The following is a 20,742-nucleotide window of genomic DNA, read 5'->3' as shown; positions in this document are numbered from 1 at the left end:
TCTAACATGCTTCAATGGGGCCACCGAAATTCATCGGTGGAAATCAGCAATAACCGTGGGATGATTAAGTTTGCAGGTATTGCTTCAATGGGGCCACCGAAATTCATCGGTGGAAATGAGAGCCTGACAGTGCAAGCACAACTTACATTGCACGGCTTCAATGGGGCCACCGAAATTCATCGGTGGAAATCAGGAACACCATCCACATAAATCTCTAGTTTTACGCGGCTTCAATGGGGCCACCGAAATTCATCGGTGGAAATACCGCAGTGAGAGATAACGCCGCGCATGTTTTTAATCAGCTTCAATGGGGCCACCGAAATTCATCGGTGGAAATTAAGGCCGAGAAGGAAGAGAAGGACGAGCGGAAGTCGCTTCAATGGGGCCACCGAAATTCATCGGTGGAAATTTATATAGTTCCGACTCACCATCGTCGGTGGAAACATGCTTCAATGGGGCCACCGAAATTCATCGGTGGAAATTCGGCTATTGCGGTACACTTTAATCTACGTCAAGCCGCTTCAATGGGGCCACCGAAATTCATCGGTGGAAATCCGAAGTATGGCCAACACGTAATGATCGACCAACCGGCTTCAATGGGGCCACCGAAATTCATCGGTGGAAATCATTAATTATCTTGTGAGTGGACGTATTCAATTGAATGCTTCAATGGGGCCACCGAAATTCATCGGTGGAAATAAAACAAATAATGCATCTAAGTTATTGGATGTTTTGGCTTCAATGGGGCCACCGAAATTCATCGGTGGAAATAATAACATCGGGGTATAGAACGTCAAAACATAATGATGCTTCAATGGGGCCACCGAAATTCATCGGTGGAAATGCAACCATTTATTCTTCAAACAAAACGATGTCAACGTGCCGCTTCAATGGGGCCACCGAAATTCATCGGTGGAAATAACATTGGGATCAGCGGAAGTAAAAATCCTCAAATCAGCTTCAATGGGGCCACCGAAATTCATCGGTGGCAATCGGGACAAGCGATGCAAGCATTTAAGACATCATTCATGCTTCAATGGGGCCACCGAAATTCATCGGTGGAAATCGCAATAAAATCACCTTCTACGAATTCTTTTTCCTCAATGCTTCAATGGGGCCACCGAAATTCATCGGTGGAAATGGAAGCAATTTGACAAACAGAATGGAAGTGAGGATGCTTCAATGGGGCCACCGAAATTCATCGGTGGAAATAAAATATCGCCCCGACTTACGCGCCAAAATTGAAGAGCTTCAATGGGGCCACCGAAATTCATCGGTGGAAATGTTGCAATTGTTGGGAGTGTTGTTGCTGCAATAGGTGGCTTCAATGGGGCCACCGAAATTCATCGGTGGAAATGATGTTACTCCGGCGTCTTCAATGTACTCGAGAATTTCGCTTCAATGGGGCCACCGAAATTCATCGGTGGAAATCTGGTTTTAATTCCGGTGACTCTATCGGAACACCAGCCGCTTCAATGGGGCCACCGAAATTCATCGGTGGAAATAGTATTCGACGCGTCTTCAAGCACAGTTTGCAGCGAGTGCTTCAATGGGGCCACCGAAATTCATCGGTGGAAATTACGTGTAAAAGACACGGTACCATCCTTTCTACGCGGGCTTCAATGGGGCCACCGAAATTCATCGGTGGAAATATACCTGTTGACCTAAAACATCATCTATCGCTTTTTGCTTCAATGGGGCCACCGAAATTCATCGGTGGAAATCGTGATATCTTTGCGGGATTCCCAATCGCAGAAGGTGCTTCAATGGGGCCACCGAAATTCATCGGTGGAAATATCTCAAACCCCATGTTCAATGAAGGTAATTCAAAACTCGCTTCAATGGGGCCACCGAAATTCATCGGTGGAAATGGAATACTACTTATCGCTCAACGTCTAACAACTCCGCTTCAATGGGGCCACCGAAATTCATCGGTGGAAATGGTCAATGCGCCTGGATATGGTTTTATTGATCCCGTGCTTCAATGGGGCCACCGAAATTCATCGGTGGAAATGCATCGTCCCGCGCAGCACGTCACTCTGCGAAAACGCGCTTCAATGGGGCCACCGAAATTCATCGGTGGAAATGAGGGGTTGATTTTGATTCACGACGCGCCGCAAAAAGTGCTTCAATGGGGCCACCGAAATTCATCGGTGGAAATCTGTATTAACAGCATCCATTATTAATTGTCTTGAGCATGCTTCAATGGGGCCACCGAAATTCATCGGTGGAAATAACATGGCGGCGGAAAAGTGGTGCCGCTTAAAGCCGGCTTCAATGGGGCCACCGAAATTCATCGGTGGAAATGGCATAATGACCGCATGGACGAAATCGGAGCCAACTGGCTTCAATGGGGCCACCGAAATTCATCGGTGGAAATCCGCCAGTACGCCAGCGCTTCCTCTGTGTGTCCCTCGGGGCTTCAATGGGGCCACCGAAATTCATCGGTGGAAATGCGCCCGACCCGGGCGGCCCCGCTCGAAAATGGCTGCGCTTCAATGGGGCCACCGAAATTCATCGGTGGAAATATTCAGGCGACAACTTGTTATCGACCATTAGTTCAACGGCTTCAATGGGGCCACCGAAATTCATCGGTGGAAATACGCCAATAGCGACGCCAAAGACGACGAAATTCCATTCTGCTTCAATGGGGCCACCGAAATTCATCGGTGGAAATGCACTCGTGGATCGCAAGTCAGCGCCGGAACTGCCGGCTTCAATGGGGCCACCGAAATTCATCGGTGGAAATGCATCGTCCGCGATCTCAAAGAACCGCCCAAGTTGCGCTTCAATGGGGCCACCGAAATTCATCGGTGGAAATTGGGGCTTATCACCAGAGCAACGCTGGCGGAATACATGCTTCAATGGGGCCACCGAAATTCATCGGTGGAAATGTGGGTAGGAAAGATTGTTTGTGTGCGGCTTCACCGCGGCTTCAATGGGGCCACCGAAATTCATCGGTGGAAATTTGTCTTTGCAAACACTATGCCAACAATATAGGGAACAGCTTCAATGGGGCCACCGAAATTCATCGGTGGAAATTTGACGCACTCCCCGTATCAACCCCACCCGTCGATCCTGCTTCAATGGGGCCACCGAAATTCATCGGTGGAAATAGCCCCCATCCGGGGGCGTTGATTTAACTGCTTTTGGGAAGCCTTCTGCGAGAGCCGCCTCAATATTTTATTACAGTCATTATAATTTGGGAACAAAATCATCTTTTAACTCCTGAATTATCAAAGAGCGAGCGCTTCCCGGTGAAAGCGCGTCACTTCGCCTCTCGAAAGCGGCGCCGTTAAACAACGACCGCACATCGTTCTGACGGTTCATACGGTTTTCCTAATGCGACGATTTCTTTTTCTAGTTCCCCTCCAGCAGGCCCGACGGGAAAGATCAACACTTGGTCTTCCGAGTGATGAATCACCTCATCGAGTTTGGTGTGCAACAACACGCGTTCTTTATTGGAGAGGTCGGCGCGAAAGACCGAGAGTTGCAAATGGTCGCCGAACCCGCGCATAATTTTAAACACTTTACGCAAGCGTTTTGCGTCACACACGTCATAGGTAATGATATAGAGTCTTCTCATTATTTTCTACCGGGTGGTGAAGGTGGGCGGCGCCTGTAATTCGCCTGTTAAAAACCGCGCCAACAAACGCGCCTGGATTTCGAGTACGCGCCGGTAACTGACGCGATAGTTAAACACAGGGTGAGTGATGAGGGCGTCCATGCGCCGCTCGTAGGCCATGATGAAGCGTTTGCGCGCGTCGGGTTTTAGCGAAACCGCGTCTCCCGCTTTGATGAAATCGTTTGGCGCCACCACGCCGGTATTGATTGAAGTCAACACTGTCGAGTCGGCGATCAAGGGGCGAAACGGCTCCATCAGGTCTAATGCGAGCGCCGGGCGGCCATAGCGCGGTTGATGATAAAACCCGAGATAGGGATCAAACCCAACCGTTAGCAGCGTCAGCGTCAAATCTTTCGCTAACATCGAATAGGCCAATGATAGAAGGGCGTTGACCGGATCGCGGGGCGGACGCCGATTGCGTGATTGGAAGTCGAACGGCGGCGTTTCAGCGGAACCTTCTTTGTTTTTTATCATGGTCGCGAAGTGTTGAAAATAGATGCGGCCTGCGTTTCCTTCGATGCCGAGCAGCGAGTCAAACGCGTTCGCCGTCAGGCTGCGGTCTTCCATTTGTTTGAGTTCAGTCATTGCTGCGTCAACATCAACCGATGAATTGCGCCGCAAGAGCGTTCGCGTATTTTGTATTTTATCGCGGACCAGCGTTTGGGCGATTTTCAACGCCGTTTCAGTTTCAGACGCACGGTATTGTTGGCGGCGCAGCTCGATATTTTTATGCGGCATCCCCGAACACAAGCCGTTAAACCACCCGCCGTACGAAAAATATAAAACGGGGATTTCGCGTTTCATTAATTGCTGCACAGCCTGCGTACTGATTTGAACGGAGCCGAACAAACAGACGTGCGAGAGTTCCATTAGTCGAATTTTTGCGACGACGGCGCCGTGTTTTTTCACGGTGACTTCTTCGCCGGATTTACCGACATACGCGCCTTGTTCTTGGGCGTATAATGGAGAGGCGTCGTCACGGGCGGGATACAGCCTGCGCACGGTTTCTTCTTCAGCGGCTGCGGGTTCTAGGCCCAAGGCATAATTGGTTTCGTCGGGCAGGCAGATTCCCACCAGCGAACAACCCGGACACTTGGGACTGTCGACAAGAGGAGGCGGGATGGCGCCGCGTTCGGTGGTTTGTCGAAGTTCACGGGCCAGTTCATTCGTCCGTTCAATCAATGACGCATCAATGGGCACGGTGACCCGCCGCCGCGATTGGGCGTAATAGATCACGCCGCTCGAACAGCGGTAGCCGTTCTCACGCAAGACCAGCGCCTGGGCCGCGAGTTGAACGCGGTCCGGCTCCCACGATTGATCTTCGTTATCGGGCACTGCTCCGCGTTTATATTCAACGGGGAGCGCTTCGCCGTCATCGGCTTCAATTAGGTCCAACTTGGCGATGAAGCCCGCACCAGGCGCAGACAGCGTGACCGAACGCGCGTGGATGGTCTCGCTTTCGGGGTCGTCCATTTTATCAGCGTCCGGCAAGGCGCCGCCCGGTTTATCAACGCGGCGATGCTGGCGCGTCCCGTCGAGCGTCCATTCGTTTTCACGCCACTCCTGTTCGACCCACTCGAGGTAGCACAGCCTTGGGCAAAAGGAAAACTCATTCAGCATTCTCGCTGGGATGAATTCGGGCGTCTCAATTGCGCCTGACGGATCGAATGACTGGACCATTGGCTCTACCTCTGATCGCCCGGTAAAAATAATCCCATACCGAAATGAGAATTTTTCCCCAACAGGATCGGCCCCGGTACTTCAACCGGAAATTCAATTTGAAACGCCCCGCAGCGCAGAGACGATTCTCTTTTTTTTCGCATCCGGTGTTTTTTGAATTGAATGGGGCGAATGGAACGAGAACTTCCCTTCCCTGCTGTCATCCAATTTGCGGGGGAAATCATGAAGTTGCCGTTTTCGCCTAGAGGCGTTATCACAGCGGAGTCAATCGCTTGTTGATACGCCTGCATGTTTTCTCTTAACGCAAGACGGCTCAGTTCTTCTCGCAACACCTGTTTCAAAAACGCAACGGGATCACGCAACACCGGTTCGGGATCGCGCTTTATTCCTTTGGCTTTTGGATGACGCGTTGCGATAAACGGCGTCGCCGACACCCATACGCGGGAGGCGCGCACAGGGAACGGCGCATAATCATTCGCGTTGCCCAACCCCATCAACAAAACGCGCAATGGCTTGGATTCATCAAAGGTCATGAGTGTACGAATTTTGTCGGCGGCGACCAGTTCGCCGCTGCCGCGTTCGAAGCCTTGCGGACAATAGACGGTGAGGTGGTCGAGGCGCCCGTCTCCATCTTCATCAGTGGGAATATAAAAGGCGTGTCCATGCCCTTTCAACGGCGTGCCGCTCGCGTCTTTGCCCGACAAGAGTTCAGACTTTGGCCACTCGCCAGAAGGTGGCAATGGCTCACCTTGATGCTCACGGTTCCACTGGATTCTACCGAAACTGCCCATTAACGCCCGGCGGGCCGCTTCGGCCATTGGCAGCGTATCTTGCAGCAAGGGAAGCACGGTCGAATCGAGCGCATAACGTATGACTTGTATTGCAGGCCCTCTTCTTCGGGCCGACTTCGGTTTCGGCGTTGGAGACAGGCAATCGGATTGGCGCAAATAGCGGACCCACTGCGACCCCGGCGGATCAGACCAGCGCTCTTTGTGTAACTGTTCGGTCTCCATACATAGGTTCCAAGAGGGATCATATTGGCTTTGTTTGACGACGGTTTTATTATTGCCCCGCCCTGTTGTTATCTCCTCGGTCACATATTCATCGCTCAACGCTTGCGCGGGGTCGGCGCACAACACGCGAACCAGTTCTTGATTTTTGTCTGGCGGCTCGCCGTTTAAGGGAGAACAATTGGGCGTACGTTGCGCCGCGTCTGCGTCGTCTAACAAGCGCGCCTCACACCAAGATTCCGCCCGGCCAAAATAGCCCAGGTTGTCGAGAATCTTCGACAGAATGTTCCGCTGGCTTTCGTCGAGTTCGGCGTCAGGCCAAAGCGCGACTAACTCATCCTCGCGATCAACGCAGACGAAAGCGTCGAATACGAGAGTGGTCGGGCTCGACTTGTTCCAAGGCATATAGTGCCGGGTATGCCCGGATGTCGCGGCGGGCAAACAGAAATCCGGCAGCGCCAACATCGCTTCAACAATGGGACGTACGTCTTCATTGGAATACTCACGCGTCTTGATTTTCCACGCGGCGATTAACGAGCGCAGCATCCGCCACGGCGACGGCGGCCATTCGGGGACGCCTTCATTGACATGCCGCCCCCAGGGAGTGGCATGAAAGCGCCCGGCGGAAAAGCGCAATGCGATAGCAATCATGGGTTTCCCTCGCTCTATTTTTTCCACTCAACTTCGGTGATGCACGGGTCGGCGAAATGGGGCTTACATTTCGCGATCAAGTCTTTGCACTCTTTGAGCAGCGCGGTTTCATCTGGAATCTCAAACCCATCGGGACGCTTCGCCGCAATCGCCGGTTCGACAGGCTCCAGATCGCAGGCGGTGCGCAGCCGCAGCCCGGTTGACAGAAAGCGTTGAATTTTGAAAAGCGAAAGCGCAATCAATAACTGGTTGGCTTCATCCGGCAGGTTGTAACTCCGCAACAAGGCCAAGTCGAGATTGAAATAAGCCGTGATGTTCTTCGCGGTAAATTCAGTTCGATGATAGGGGACATTGCCGAAGCCTTTGTTTGTATCTCCGCTTGGATCGACATGGTCATTTTTCACGCCGCCGCTTTCGGCGACTTTGGCGTCGCTGGCTTCAACAAAACCTGACACGATCCGAGGCAAGCGCAAGCGCCCTCCCGCAAGTTCTTTTTTCGCCAAAAAGATTCCATGTAACAACGCATTGAGATCATATTTTAATAAAATGGATGCAAATTTCCGAAGATCGACTGCGCCAATTTCTAGTTCCGCCAACTCATTCTTGAGTATGTTAAAGACAGACTTGTCCTGACCCTCCAAAATATAGGGCGAGTTGATGCGGTGTGATTCGAGAATAGACGACGTTAAAATCTTGCCGTTTTCTTTTTTGACAACAATATAAGAAAGTCCCTTCAGGTCTTCGATCAATTCTTTTTTTTTGGCGGCCCAACACGAAATTTCCATGCGGTTGGCGACCGACTGCGCCGATTCAACCAACAACATTTCCGTCCCGTCCGGCGCGGTGTAACGCGCAGCGCCCAGGTCAGGAAAACCGGTGGGTTGAAAGCGGTGGCCTTGCAGCGGCTTCAGTTCGACGTCAATGAGAAGTCGGGGCGAATTTTGCAGCGTTTTGTAGTCAATACTCATGATTCCGGTTCTCCTTCAGCGTTTGTTATTTAGGATAAAGCGGGTTCGCTTTTTCTTGTGACCAGGTTGATCAAAATATTCAATTCATAATCGTGAATCGGTAAGATGAGCGCCGCCGCAATCCGCTCGGCGAGCATGGGGTTTTCATAGGCTTGAAACTCGCTGTCCCATTCGTGTTCGCGCCAACGCCGCGTCGCGTCCGGCCCGGGCAACGGTTGGAACCCACTCGACACAAGCCGTCCATAGGCGATTCGACACGCCTCGCCCAAACGCCCGGCGCGCAACAGCGGAAGGATGCGCGGCTCGGGGCGAATGGCGACGCCAGGCTTGTTATCCTTGGCGAAGCGCCATTGTTTCGAGGTCGTATCAAACACAATGTCACCGGGAAGAAACAGCAACTTCAATAGCGCATAGGCGCGCGGAAGCGGTGGGGCTTCGGCGTCACAGGGCGGCAGTGGCTTCGCCTGGCGAAAATCGATCCCGATGAATCCCCACAGCAAGTCATCAATTTGTTCATCGTCGGTCTCATTGGCGAGAAACGCCGAGATCATGTTTAGCCCAGCGGGAAAGCGCGAGTGAATCGGCAGCGCGTCGCAGGATTTTTTGTTGCCGTCCATCATGCGGCGCGCTAGAACGGCAGCGAGATTTTGGGTAAGGCGGGATGAACTCCAGACAACGCGCGGATGCTTGACGTCCGACCATTTCCAGAAGCCAGTCAGTTCAACATGCTCCATGTTAGTACGAATGGAACCGAGTTCTTTCGAGGCGTCCCATATCCCCGCGATAGACAGCGCCAGGCGCGTCTCAGTGGATTGAGGATTTAACACATCGAGCCACCCGCCCGACAACCCCGAAAGCGGAGAAACCGTTTTTAGGCTTTGCCCAACCTTGCCCATCGTGACGCCAAGTTGTTGTTGTGCGGCGCCCAAGCATATCAGAAGTTTGATTAAGCGTTCGTTACCGCCAAAGCGGCAATAATCGAAAATGGTCGTTTCAATTTTACGCAACGCTGTTGCATACCGGACGGGAACATTCTTTCCACTAGAAACAGAACGCAACGTAGACAACCAGCGATCAATCTGGGTAATGAGACTAATGTTTTTTCTATAATGCACATGAAATTTACCTAAGTTAACCGCAGTGTTGTAATTATCACCGCCTACCCGACCTTTCACTATTGCAAAACGGTTATAAGAATTTACACCTCGATCTACACTAAGGCTCACAACAGAGCGAGCCATATCGAGCCCATTTCTAGCCGCATTCTGACCAATTTCTGCACGACCTTCTTTTAGCAAATATGAAATTTCACACCAACTCGTAAACTGACTCCATAATGGCATCCAAAATTCATGGCCTGATCGTTCTTTATCTGATGTTCTATCATTATCAGTTGTTGTGAAATCAAAGCGAAATGGGAAAGCAATTGATTTGGCCTTTTTGGTATTAAACCTTTTAACTAAAGCGCCTGCAAAACAGATAGTCCCTTCTAAAAGAAGTATAAAATTCCAGGGATTCATAAGAGAATCCCCATCCATCCCTTGTGTAGAATTTGGACCGCCAATTGCACTCGAGTCATAAAGAGCAGATGTACGATGCAAAATCAATTCGTCTATTGCATTACTGAATAACGCATTAGACAAATATTTCTTGCTTGAATCATACACCTTGGAAACTGCATTTCGCCTTTCCTGCCTTTGCTCGTCAAAATCAGGAAACATATCCCACAAATTTTGCATGAAGTTATCAGATAAATGAGTATTGCCGTCACTACCTCCACCACTTCCCAGCAAGTCATTAAATGCACTTTTATTATCTATAATCACTGATGACGCATCAATCCACTCCACAAGTGAACCATTAGAAATATTTCGAAGAGTGGATAGATATTTGGGTTTATTTTTCCCCATGTCTGCTTTTGAATGAATCTTGCTCAATTGCATTGCAGAAAAAACTTTTGATATTGCTTCTCTATATTTTTTTAGCCGATCACACTTTGTCTGATTAAACGCTTCTACAATTTTTGGACCTGATGGAGTTTTTCTATAGTGTGTATCCGCAGGATTCTGATTAACCTCGAAGTAATCGTTGCCACTCCAAGGAACAACTATTGGTGTGGGTTGATAGTCATTCAGGAAAAATTCGACCAGTTGGTCTTGCGTGAGTTCTGTCTGAAGAACGAAGACATCGTTCCGCCAACAGCCGACCGCGTCGGGGTCAATTTGTTCAGACACCAACCGCAGAATGCCCAGCGCTTTGAGATAACTCATTAACGGTTCGGGCGTGCAGCCTCTGAGTTGAATGGTTTGCGTATTCATTTTGACGCCTCCGTTTTTATGTCTTCCTTGGCGCTGGCCCTCATGTCAGCCGCGCGGATCAATGCTTCGAGATAGGCCAGCCGAAACAGGCCGACGTTGTCGCGCAGTTTTAACATGCGTTCCGCCCAACTGGGCTGGTTGTTTTCGTCGCGCCCGAGTTGCATGCACTGCAGCGAAAGTTCCACCGCTGGCGCCGTGACGCCGTCGCCGAGGTCAACTTTCGGCAAGGCGTCTTGGTCATAAACTCCGCGCGCGAACAGTCGCTCCGCTTCTTGCGGCGGTTTTTCATTGGGCATTGAGCGAATCGACAAGCGCACCTTGCCATGGTGGGCCGCCGCCAGATACGCGATCAAATCAGCAAGCCCGGCTTGCAAGATCGCCAACCCGGAGGCGAGTTCATGCCGAAACGAATTGCGCTCATAACCGCGTTTCCAGAAGCCATTGGGGGCCTTGGCGAGATCGCGTAGGCCCTGCCATTTTGGAGGCCTCTCGTATTTCTGTTTGTCGGCTTCGTCTGGGCCGTCGCCGTCATATAACCTGTTTTGAAACACCTCATGCGCCTTGCCGCGGTCATGCCAGCGCGCCGCATCCAGCAAGTGAGTTTTAAATTCTTCATCAATCGCGACCGACTGAAGAATCGCCTCCATCTCAGCGACGACGTGGTCGGTGTGTTGGGCGATGTTGAGCCACGGGTTTTCGGCCCATCGGTCAGACGCGTACCCTTCTGGTTTTTGCGGCGTATCGCCTGGGTCTGCTGTGATGGGTTCGACGGGTTCGTTCTTTTTTGCGTGACCGATCCAGCCGAACTGCGGCGTATATCCGCCCAGAGAAGAATGCAGCATAAACACCTGCCCGGGGTAGATATGTTCATCCCTGGTTTGCGTCCATTCTTCTTGCAAGTCGTCCCATTTGTTGATCAATTTCGCATCTTTATTTTTTTTACAAAAATCCTTGAACGCCCCAATCGGCACGGTGCATAATTCTTCGCGGCGCGGCATCGCTTCTTCTTTAAGAGAACTTGGCGCCTCTTTCTCCGCCCAATCCCGCCAAAAGACTTGAACGTCTTTGCTGTCATCCGAACGAATGAAGCGGGAAATATCAATATCCGCGCCCGCCATATCGGGGGTCGTGTCAAACAAGTCAATTAGATCACGCTTGCGAATCACATGGTCGGAATGGACGGTCATCGCGTCGCGGTATAACTTTGGTTGGTCTGTTCGAAGTTGATCGAGCGATGAGGGGCTGGCGTTTTCGAGCGATTGAAACAACGCCTGCGCGTTGGTTACGTCAGCGAGTTCATACGGCAGCCTCATTTTGTCATGCGTTTTTTCTTCTTCAGGCAAATCAAACCAATACACGTTTGCGGATTGATCTTTGTTATATTCACCCTTGCGGTTGCAGCGCCCAAAACGCTGCACCAGCGAGGCCCAGGGCGCCAGTTCGGTGAATAGGGTTTGGGCGGAGATGTCGATTCCGGCTTCGACCACTTGGGTCGAGATCACAATGCGCCCTTGCGGCGGGACAGGCTCGAGAAGGCGTTTGATAATGCCCTCACGGTCACACGAGCGAAAACGCGAATGCAAGAGCAAGGCGTCGGCGTCCTTGCATTGCTTTTGGACTTTTTGGTAAACCTCTTTGGCGCGATCAACGGTATTGAAGATGGCGAGTGTGAGGCTGTCGGGTTGATGGTTGGCAACGATCATTTCTGATATGGCAGTCGCATCGCCCATCACGCACTCACAGCGTTCGACTTTTTTATGGGCGTCCCAACGTTTTTGCACTTCGGCATTGCCATCGTCAGATTCATCGAGTTCCAACATCGACTCAAAGATTGCCGAGTCCGAATCGACCGTTTTCATCCATTCGTTTTCTAACGTGGCTGACATCCAAACAGTTTGGCAATTCTTCGACCCCATGCGTTGTTTACGAAACCCGTCGAGTTGGGTTGAAGTGGGCAGGCTGGCGTCCATCAGTTGCACTTCATCCATCACCCAAAGGCAGTCATTGTTGAACAGCCCAAACGCCATCGGCCAGCGAAAACGGGTCAGCGAGTAACCCCGGTTTAACGCGCACGAGAGCAACATGTCTTGCGTTCCGATAAAGACGGCCTCGCGCTCGGGGTGGAGGTCCCAATCTTTTTTATCTTCCCCGCCCATTAACACATGGACGTCAATCTCATTTTCAAGGCCGAGTTTTTGGATCCAACCGCTCACGCAATCGCGGGTTTGTTCGACCAAGACGCGCATCGGCAAGCAATAGACCAGGCGGCGGGGCGTCGCATTTCTGACTTCGTCCTGGGCGAAGCGCCTACGCCATAGCCACCCCAGCACCACTGCGGCGGTCTTTCCCAAGCCGGTCGGAACTCGAACCAAAGACGGCAGCGTTTCGGCAAATTTTGCTTGAAAGGGAAACGGCTCTAAGGAAGTTGCTTGCTGAAAAATCTGCTTAAATGTTTTCATGGCCCCGGTTATGATCCCATTTCATTAGAATTTATGTGGAAATTGCTCTTCAAGTTGTATCATCTTCAATATACCGCCTCTACCTGACAACCGCTGTCACCCCAATTTCTCATACCCCGCTAAAGTGCGCTGAAGCGCTTTGATCAACTGGTTTTTTAGTAATTTTGGGGCAAGCAATTCGGCGTCACTGCCCAGGCTCATCACCCAAGCCATGATTTCTTCCGTCCCGTTTACCGTGGCTGTGAGAATTGCCGTATTATCGTCTTGCCATTCAATTTCACGATCTTTGGGCCAGTTACGTTCTGTTGCAATTTTGGCGGCGATTCCCTTGAGAAGAATTTTCACTTTCGTTGGCTTGCCTCGAAACACGGCCCAACTGTTCGCAAAATAATTATCCAGATTAAATCTGTCATCACGTTTGAAGGTCACCTGTTCAACTTTTAATTTGAAAATTCGTTCCAACCGGAATGTTCGGAAATCATTGCGCTCTTCGTCAAAAGCAACCAAGTACCAATTGCCCGCGCGAATTGTTAAGCCGTAAGGATGAATGGTGCGCTCGAGTGGTTTGTTGTCCTTCAACCCCTGGTACGACACCTGGCAAACACTTTTCTTCGATAAGGCCGCTTCAATTTTTTTGAGTGAAATTTTCAATTGATCAGGCGAGAGACCGTCACCGGTGCAGATCATCGTTTCATCCGTCTCGTCAGTTTCAACCGGGACTATATTCTCTAACTTGCTGAATAAAATGATGCAACGCTGTTTGACTTCAGGCAATTTGTGTAATGAGGACGTGTCAGTAAGCAAACGCAGCGTTTGAAGGTCTTCAGGTGAGAGCGAGGCCTTAACGGGCGGCATCGTCTTGTGAAGTTTATACCCTCTATCGTGATAGACCGAATAGCCCAGATTGGATAGTGCGCCTAAATCCCGATAGAAAGTACGTTCTGTTACTTTAAGTTCTTGCGCGAGTTTCTCTGCGGTCTGATAATGCTGATTGGGACGGAGTAATTCGACCAATCGGTTAATCCGTATACTTTTTGGTAATCTAGCCATGATGCTCCCCCTAGAATACACAGAAACACGCTTTTAAACGGCCCTTAATTTTACGTATTAGTATTATTAAAGATGTAGAGAAGGCAAGTCAAGATGTTTTTATAACAAAATCAAAAAAATCACTCTATATTCCATTCCAGGATAGATACTGTCTGTGGTGGGATATCTTCAATGCTTTCCCCGTCTCCTTGCCCAACTTTTTGAATAAAAACATGCAGCTTCTTTTCTCGCTTCCACATCTCTGTATCGTACGATGGTTCCCACATGCCCAAGGAAAAGTCAGTCAAATCTTCGAATCGCCAGCCAGAAAGCTGTGCATTTTCACTTATCGCAACTGATAGACGATTGTCTCTTTCAACATCCCGAAAGAGCATATAAGCCACATCCATGTTTTCTTGACTGTCCACGACAATCTGGCAGCGTGAGATGGAAATCCGTCTTGTTCCTCCTCCTTTAATACTGAAAGGGGTTTCCCGGTTTGTGATCTGTCTGATGTTCCAATCTTTTCCGTCATGAAAGACCAAATGATACTGAGGAACGTCAGAGCCTTGAGGACGCCAATAGGTTGCTATGTATGGGTTGCTCTTGTCATTCGCACTCATAGACGTTGTATTAATCAACTCACTACTCATTGGAATTCGCGCAGCATATTCTGCATTTTCAGCGGTTATAGGTAACGTATACTGCTCGCCATTGGATTTAAGCCATGTTTTTCCTTCATCAAGCGATTTTGCATAACAGATATCGTGATTTGAGGCGACATCGCCCGATTCTCGCCACACCCAGGAGATGTGAATGGCTCCATTGTTATCTGTACACATCTGCCAGTATGCATTTCGTTCATCTTCTCCATTGATGAAAGCATCCTGCCGTTGGCTCCAAGTCTGGGTTTTGTAATTGTAATGATTCATCATAAGATCGCCTCGTCCTGATGATCCATCACGATACAGAAAAAGCAGATTTCCATTTGGCAGACGGTAAAATTCGGGATATGTGACCTTGTTTTCTTTTTTGCCAGTCATTGGCATTTTCTCAGTGAGTTCTAGAGAGCCAGGTTCTTTGCTGCGGCAATACCGCAATTCATGGCCATGATGGTCCCACGACATGTGCAATATCCCGCTGCCGTCGACCATGATACTGATCGAGTTATGAGCATCACGTGTATTGCCTTTATATTGCGTTGTTTTGGTTTCCCAAGTTTGGTTGTTGAGGTTGCGTTTCGCGAGAACAACATGTGAATCCGCGTCATAGTATGCAACGTATTGCGTCTGCTCATGGGTTACGACTGAGTTGCGTCTGAAGATCACTGTGTTGATAGAATTTCTTGCCCAACCTAATCCGATAGGTGTGATATTGATTTCGGCTGCTGAGGATGAAAGAAGGATGATTAACAGCAATGAAACACAAAAAAAATTCATTTTCATTAGAGCACCAATTGCGAAGCGGTTTATACAACATTTTGTGAGTGACTGATCTAACCTTACTGTATATTGTCCCACCTACATAATACATTTCTAGCCGCACCAATCCATTCATAATTTCACCTGACACTATCTGTCAGGGCGCCCTTGTACTCTTTGCATATATCAATCGCAGGGGGTGCATCATGACAGAAAAACAAACCAAATTTATCGGAAATCTCTGGCGGCCAATCGCCGGGAAGCGGCATCGACCCCACGTCACAAAAGAGGGGGATTCACTGCTTCTCTGATGAATGAATTAGTACCCAACCCAGTGTTTGTTCGATTAGAACCAGTCAAAGAAGAAAATGAGGAATAAAATTATGTGGATATTTACCAGCAACGCATTTTTGTCGATTGTGGTGCACAAGAACGATCCATCCATTCGCCTGGTAAGAGGGCGCTGCAATGGGGACATTGAAGCCGTGTTCCCTGACGCAAACGTGTTTGAAGACGTAGCGGCGGATTACCGCTATCGAGCGGTGATTCCCGTTGACGATGTCGCTTGCGTCTTGGCCAAGCATGTACTGGAGATGGACTATACGAACTTCAAGAACTCGATTCCAAATGAGAAGCATGATTATCACAACGCTTGCCTCCAGGTTTGGCAAACAATGCACGGTCTGCAAGCATCAGCAAGGTGATTTGTTGATGAAATCCAGTGATGAATATACGCGATATTTTTGGTTCTTCCGGTATTTGGATACATTATCACAAATTGGATTTCGTTTTTTCGACGCTTTTTCGTAAATTCTTGATCTTTCGATGTATCAGGCATGGGTGGAACTCTGGGAGCGCCTGTGCATAAGGGCTTGAAAGCCCGCACTGAAGCGAGCAGAGTTGTACCCATGCCTGATTGGTTTGTCTATTATTGAAATATCGGAGCCTGATTCTGAATAAACATTATGGCCATCCATCAATGTAAGTATTCACTTACCGGATGAACCATATTTTTTTTGATCTGTTGTATTACGCCTGCGCTCAACGTACTGAGTGAAATTCTTACTCAGTTAGAAAACTATAAAATAATAAATATAATCAGTCGCTACAATTTACAACACATCCTATTTATGCAAGACTTTGACGTATAACAATAAATAAACCAAGGTACCTGAATGGCAAAACATAAGTTTTCTGAACGCGGCGTGTTATTACGTAAATGGTTATTTCAGGCGATTGCCTGGAAAGGCTCCATCGCGTCTGTGGCCCAGCTCATGGGTGTTCATGTACATACTGTGTCCCGCATACTCGCCGAGGTAGATGGTGTATATCAGTCAAATGGCTCAAAAGAAACCGTCCGCGCCTTCCAGACAGGCTTTAAAATCTCTGAAGATGAATATCAACTCGGGCCTGAGCATTATAAAAAGCCGGGCGTTGAAAGTTCATTCAATTCAGACCGAATCAGCATGGCCTATCAGCTGTCGAAGTTGCAGGAAAACATTTTAGAGATTCCAACGCCTTTATTTGTGATGTCATTTCAACATTTAGATAACTGGCGCGATTTCTATGTCGTCATCGTTGATCTGCCTGACCGCGGGCTGAAACACGGCGACCAAGTTGTCATTCATAAATCCAAAACGCCCCTGATTGGGGACACGGTTCTAATTTGGGATCGCGGGACAGAACATTCTCAAGCGCATGCAACATTTATTGAATGGAGCCATGCCTGCCCGCCAGACAACACAAAAACATTAGGGGTTTGCGTCAGTATCATCGGGTAAAGATGTGGAAAGTGTAATTTTGCGGCAACATATTGTTAAATATCCAAAATTGCCATGAATGCTTCCTGCGGAATTTCGATGTTACCGACATTCTTGAGACGGCGTTTTCCTTCACGCTGACGCTCAAGCAATTTTCGCTTACGCGAGATGTCACCGCCGTAGCATTTCGCTAACACGTTCTTGCGAAGCGCTTTTACCGTCTCTCGGGCAATAATGCGCGATCCAACAGAGGCTTGGATGGCAACATCATATTGCTGACGAGGGACAACTTGACGTAATTTTTCCGCCAGAAGTTTTCCCTTCTGGTAGGCTTTTTCTTTGTGGACAATGACAGAAAGAGCGTCAACCGGATCGCCGTTCAACAGCATGTCGAGACGAACTAATTCTCCAGTGCGGTATTCCAAAAATTCATAATCAAATGATGCGTACCCGCGAGAAATCGACTTCAATTTATCGTAGAAATCCATAATGACTTCTGAGAGCGGAAACTCATACTTCATCATAACGCGGTCGGGGCTGAGATATTCCATGCCCTTATCGATGCCGCGCCGCTCCATCGCCAGTTTCATTATGCCGCCGACATAATCAGTGTGGGTGATGATGGAACTATTGATGAACGGCTCTTGAATATTATCAATCTCGTTTGGCGACGGGAGTTCGGACGGGTTTTCAACGATGATCTCTTCACCGGTGACCGTGTAAACTCGATACGAAACATTGGGCGCTGTCGTGATGAGAGAGAGATTAAATTCGCGCTCCAAGCGTTCCTGGCTGACTTCCATGTGGAGCATTCCCAAAAAGCCGCAACGGAACCCAAAGCCCAGCGCAACCGATGATTCGGGATCAAAATGGAACGCAGCGTCGTTCAAACGCAGCTTTTCGAGGCTTTTTCGCAGTTCTTCATATTGCTCAGGGCTGACGGGATACAACCCGCAAAACACCATGCTTTGAGGCGGTTGATACCCGGGAAACGGATTATCGGCCCGTCGTTCCGCATGAGTAAACGTATCGCCAATATGGATATCGGAAATATCTTTGACGCCGGCAATCACATAACCGACTTCACCCGCTTCAAGACTGTCAACTTTTAATTTTTTGGGAGTAAACACGCCCAATTCTTCAATTTCATAGATGTCGCCTTCCCCAATCATGTATAGGGGGTCGCCGACATTTAAGGTGCCGTCCAGCATCCGTACATACGCGATAGCGCCGCGATAGACATCAAACATGCTATCAAAAACGAGTGCGCGCGCCGGAGCGTCAGGCTTGCCGACTGGATAAGGGATGCGCTGAACAATCGCTTCAAGAATTTCTTCAATGCCCTGCCCGGTCTTGGCGCTGCATGGGATGATTTCCTCGCGCTTGCTGCCAATCAGGTCGTGAACTTGGCCCGAAACACCTTCAATATCCGCGCTGGGAAGGTCAATTTTATTAACGATGGGGATGATTTCGACATTTTGATCAATCGCTTTGTATAAATTCGCAACGGTCTGCGCTTCGACGCCTTGGGCCGCATCGACAATAAGCAAAGCGCCTTCACAAGCAGCCAACGCGCGCGAAACCTCATAGGTGAAATCCACATGCCCTGGCGTATCGATCAGGTTGAGTTGATATTCGATGCCGTCAGAGGCCGTGTAAAAAACCCGGCACGTTTGCGCTTTGATGGTGATGCCGCGTTCGCGCTCCAGGTCCATGCTGTCCAGATACTGCTCGCGCATTTCGCGGACGCTGACAGCATGGGTTTTTTCGAGCAAACGATCTGCGAGCGTACTTTTGCCGTGATCGATGTGGGCGATGATTGAAAAGTTACGAATTCGTTCTTGTTTCATAGTCATATTAGGAAGGTAGTATATTTTCGTGACGCCATATCAACAATCCTCATTCACAACAATAAGCAAATGAGTCAAAATAGGTGTGATCCACGAAATAAATTCATTCGATCCGATTTCCGGCAAACCACGTTAATATGAACCCATTAAGCAGACGAGACTTTATGACGCACAGCCTCGTTGGCGCAGGCGCTCTAACAACCGCCCTGAACCCTACCGCCCAGCAAACAAAAAAGTGCGTTACAGACCGGATTTCTCTTGGACGAGCCGGGATCAAGTGCTCCCGGCTTGCCTTTGGTACAGGCACAGACGGTTGGTTAAAACGCTCAGACCAGACCCGGCTTGGTCAAAAAGCCTTTGTGCGCTTGCTGCGTACTTATATCGACCTCGGGATGAATTTTATTGACCTCGCCGATATCTATGGCTCGCATCCCTATTTCAAAAACGTCTTGAAAGAAGTGAATCGAGAAGAATTAGTCATCCTTTCTAAGATGTGGTTTGCTGGCGGCGGCGGGATGCCGCAAACCGATTTCGCCAAACCGGCATTTGAGCGATTTCGCAATGAGCTGGGCGTCGATTCTCTCGATGTGGTGCTCATCCATTGCGTATCTGACAGCAAGTGGCCCCAACACCGCAAACAAATGCGCGATGAACTCAGTGAGTTGAAAGAACGCGGGCGGGTTCGCGCCATTGGGTGTTCATGCCACGACTTCGGCGCCTTGAAGGTCGCAGCCGAAGACCCCTGGACGGAAGTCATTCTCGCCCGGATCAACAACAAGCACATGAACATGGATGAAGGCGCTAGCGTTGAGCAAGTTGCCCAGGTTCTACAAACCGCCCGCGCCAACGGCAAAGCGGTCATCGGCATGAAAATCTTTGGCTGCGGCTCCTTGGTGAAAGAAGAACAACGGGAAACCTCACTGCAATATGTTCTCGGCAATGACCTTGTCGACGCCATGACCATTGGCATGGTCAATGAACAGCAGATTCAAGATAATATGTCGCGAATTAACCGCATTTTGAATGCGTGATTGAGCATGAGATTTACATAGGAAAGAGCCATGATCCGAAAAGCCTTCTTAATGAAAGTAAATCCAGACCAGCATGAAGAATATCTCAAGCGGCACAACCCGATTTGGCCGGAGCTGGAAGACGTTTTGAAGTCGCACGGCGTACATCATTATTCGATCTTTCTTGAACCCGAAACGAACCAGTTGTTTGCAACCGTTGAAATTGAAGACGAAGAACGCTGGAACCAAATCGCGAATACGGACGTGTGCAAACGCTGGTGGACGCACATGAAAAGCATCATGCCCTCCAATGTAGACAACAGCCCAATCTCAACGCCATTACAGGAAGTGTTTCACTTAGACTAGCAGATGGAAAAATCAATCAAACTCAAAAATACGTTCACATTCACACCGCCGGATACGCAAGATTGGGTGATTGTATTAAAATTGTCTGGCAATAATTAAGCCCAGAAAAACGCCCTTGAAGGAATTCCTTCAAGGGCGTGACAAGATTATCTATTGATATTACTGAAATTTTGCGACAGCGGTTTTCACTGATTCGCTAAAAGTCGCCCAGGCGTGTTCACAACCTGCTTTCAGTTCTTCCCAAGCGTCATCGCTGGCGTTTTTGAGCTCGGTGAGTTTATCATTCGCTGCATCTTTCATTGAATTCAACTCGTCTATTTGAAAACTATATTCAATTTTCGCATCGGCTTGCGCATTTTCTGCCTTTGCTTTGAGCTTATCGATCTCAGCACCCCATTGGTTCAATTGCGCTTCTAGTTTTTGGATATAGGCGTCTTTCATGTTCATGTGAATCTCTCCTTTTTTGAATAAAAAGTGAACAGAGACAGGCTCGCGAGAAGTTGGGAAAGGCTAGAGGATATTTTTTATTTGCAGATTCATCATACTAAAATTATATCAAACATATTTCAAAATGCCAAATACCATTTGTTTTAAC

At 49.1% G+C, this 20,742-nt stretch carries 14 protein-coding genes and 1 CRISPR repeat array; of the genes, 4 read left to right on the top strand and 10 right to left on the bottom strand.

What is annotated here, in order from left to right:
- Positions 1–8 precede the first annotated feature (8 nt).
- A CRISPR array of direct repeats spans positions 9–3,116; the repeat unit is 36 nt; unit sequence GCTTCAATGGGGCCACCGAAATTCATCGGTGGAAAT.
- A gap of 179 nt (positions 3,117–3,295) precedes the next feature.
- The 8 genes from cas2 to P9L94_11775 all read right to left on the bottom strand — a co-directional run bounded on the left by cas2 (position 3,296) and on the right by P9L94_11775 (position 15,185).
- Positions 3,296–3,586, bottom strand: coding sequence for a CRISPR-associated endonuclease Cas2 (gene cas2 / locus P9L94_11810; GenBank protein ID MDP8244761.1), 291 nt, complete (start codon positions 3,584–3,586; stop codon positions 3,296–3,298).
- Positions 3,587–3,592: 6 nt separating this feature from the next.
- On the bottom strand, positions 3,593–5,305 hold the full coding sequence (gene cas1 / locus P9L94_11805; protein ID MDP8244760.1) for a CRISPR-associated endonuclease Cas1: 1,713 nt from the start codon (positions 5,303–5,305) through the stop codon (positions 3,593–3,595).
- Positions 5,306–5,310: 5 nt separating this feature from the next.
- On the bottom strand, positions 5,311–6,966 hold the full coding sequence (gene csb2, locus P9L94_11800; GenBank protein ID MDP8244759.1) for a type I-U CRISPR-associated protein Csb2: 1,656 nt from the start codon (positions 6,964–6,966) through the stop codon (positions 5,311–5,313).
- Positions 6,967–6,980: 14 nt separating this feature from the next.
- Complete coding sequence (cas7u, locus tag P9L94_11795; protein MDP8244758.1) at positions 6,981–7,934, bottom strand: type I-U CRISPR-associated RAMP protein Csb1/Cas7u; 954 nt, start codon at positions 7,932–7,934, stop codon at positions 6,981–6,983.
- Positions 7,935–7,963: 29 nt separating this feature from the next.
- On the bottom strand, positions 7,964–10,252 hold the full coding sequence (csx17, locus tag P9L94_11790) for a type I-U CRISPR-associated protein Csx17 (GenBank protein ID MDP8244757.1): 2,289 nt from the start codon (positions 10,250–10,252) through the stop codon (positions 7,964–7,966).
- Complete coding sequence (cas3, locus tag P9L94_11785) at positions 10,249–12,711, bottom strand: CRISPR-associated helicase Cas3' (protein MDP8244756.1); 2,463 nt, start codon at positions 12,709–12,711, stop codon at positions 10,249–10,251. The genes csx17 and cas3 overlap by 4 nt, the downstream gene beginning before the upstream one ends.
- Before the next feature lie 96 nt (positions 12,712–12,807).
- Positions 12,808–13,761 carry a transcriptional regulator gene (locus P9L94_11780; GenBank protein ID MDP8244755.1) on the bottom strand — a complete coding sequence of 318 codons (954 nt, stop codon included), beginning with the start codon at positions 13,759–13,761 and terminating at the stop codon, positions 12,808–12,810.
- A gap of 119 nt (positions 13,762–13,880) precedes the next feature.
- The gene (locus P9L94_11775; protein MDP8244754.1) at positions 13,881–15,185 is read right to left on the bottom strand and encodes a BNR repeat-containing protein; all 1,305 of its coding nucleotides are present in this window, start codon (positions 15,183–15,185) and stop codon (positions 13,881–13,883) included.
- A gap of 359 nt (positions 15,186–15,544) precedes the next feature.
- On the opposite strand from P9L94_11775, the gene P9L94_11770 reads away from it, so the two are divergent.
- On the top strand, positions 15,545–15,865 hold the full coding sequence (locus P9L94_11770; GenBank protein MDP8244753.1) for a hypothetical protein: 321 nt from the start codon (positions 15,545–15,547) through the stop codon (positions 15,863–15,865).
- Positions 15,866–16,336: 471 nt separating this feature from the next.
- On the top strand, positions 16,337–16,942 hold the full coding sequence (locus tag P9L94_11765; protein MDP8244752.1) for a transposase family protein: 606 nt from the start codon (positions 16,337–16,339) through the stop codon (positions 16,940–16,942).
- Positions 16,943–16,977: 35 nt separating this feature from the next.
- Here the strand turns inward: P9L94_11765 and lepA are convergent, their stop codons facing one another.
- A complete protein-coding gene (lepA, locus tag P9L94_11760; GenBank protein MDP8244751.1) occupies positions 16,978–18,771 on the bottom strand; it encodes a translation elongation factor 4 in 1,794 nt (597 codons plus the stop codon).
- A 137-nt stretch (positions 18,772–18,908) separates the two neighbouring features.
- On the opposite strand from lepA, the gene P9L94_11755 reads away from it, so the two are divergent.
- Positions 18,909–19,802: an aldo/keto reductase gene (locus P9L94_11755; GenBank protein MDP8244750.1), complete on the top strand. Its 894-nt coding sequence runs from the start codon at positions 18,909–18,911 to the stop codon at positions 19,800–19,802.
- Between the two features lie 30 nt (positions 19,803–19,832).
- On the top strand, positions 19,833–20,147 hold the full coding sequence (gene rhaM, locus P9L94_11750) for an L-rhamnose mutarotase (protein MDP8244749.1): 315 nt from the start codon (positions 19,833–19,835) through the stop codon (positions 20,145–20,147).
- Between the two features lie 159 nt (positions 20,148–20,306).
- On the opposite strand, the gene P9L94_11745 is transcribed toward rhaM, so the two are convergent.
- Entirely contained in the window at positions 20,307–20,594 is a 288-nt protein-coding gene (locus P9L94_11745) for a hypothetical protein (protein ID MDP8244748.1), read from the bottom strand.
- Between the last annotated feature and the right edge of the window lie 148 nt (positions 20,595–20,742).

Source organism: Candidatus Hinthialibacter antarcticus (assembly GCA_030765645.1).
Classification (GTDB): domain Bacteria; phylum Hinthialibacterota; class Hinthialibacteria; order Hinthialibacterales; family Hinthialibacteraceae; genus Hinthialibacter; species Hinthialibacter antarcticus.
Note: the sequence above shows the minus strand (reverse complement) of the source record. Positions and strands in the feature narration are given on the sequence as shown.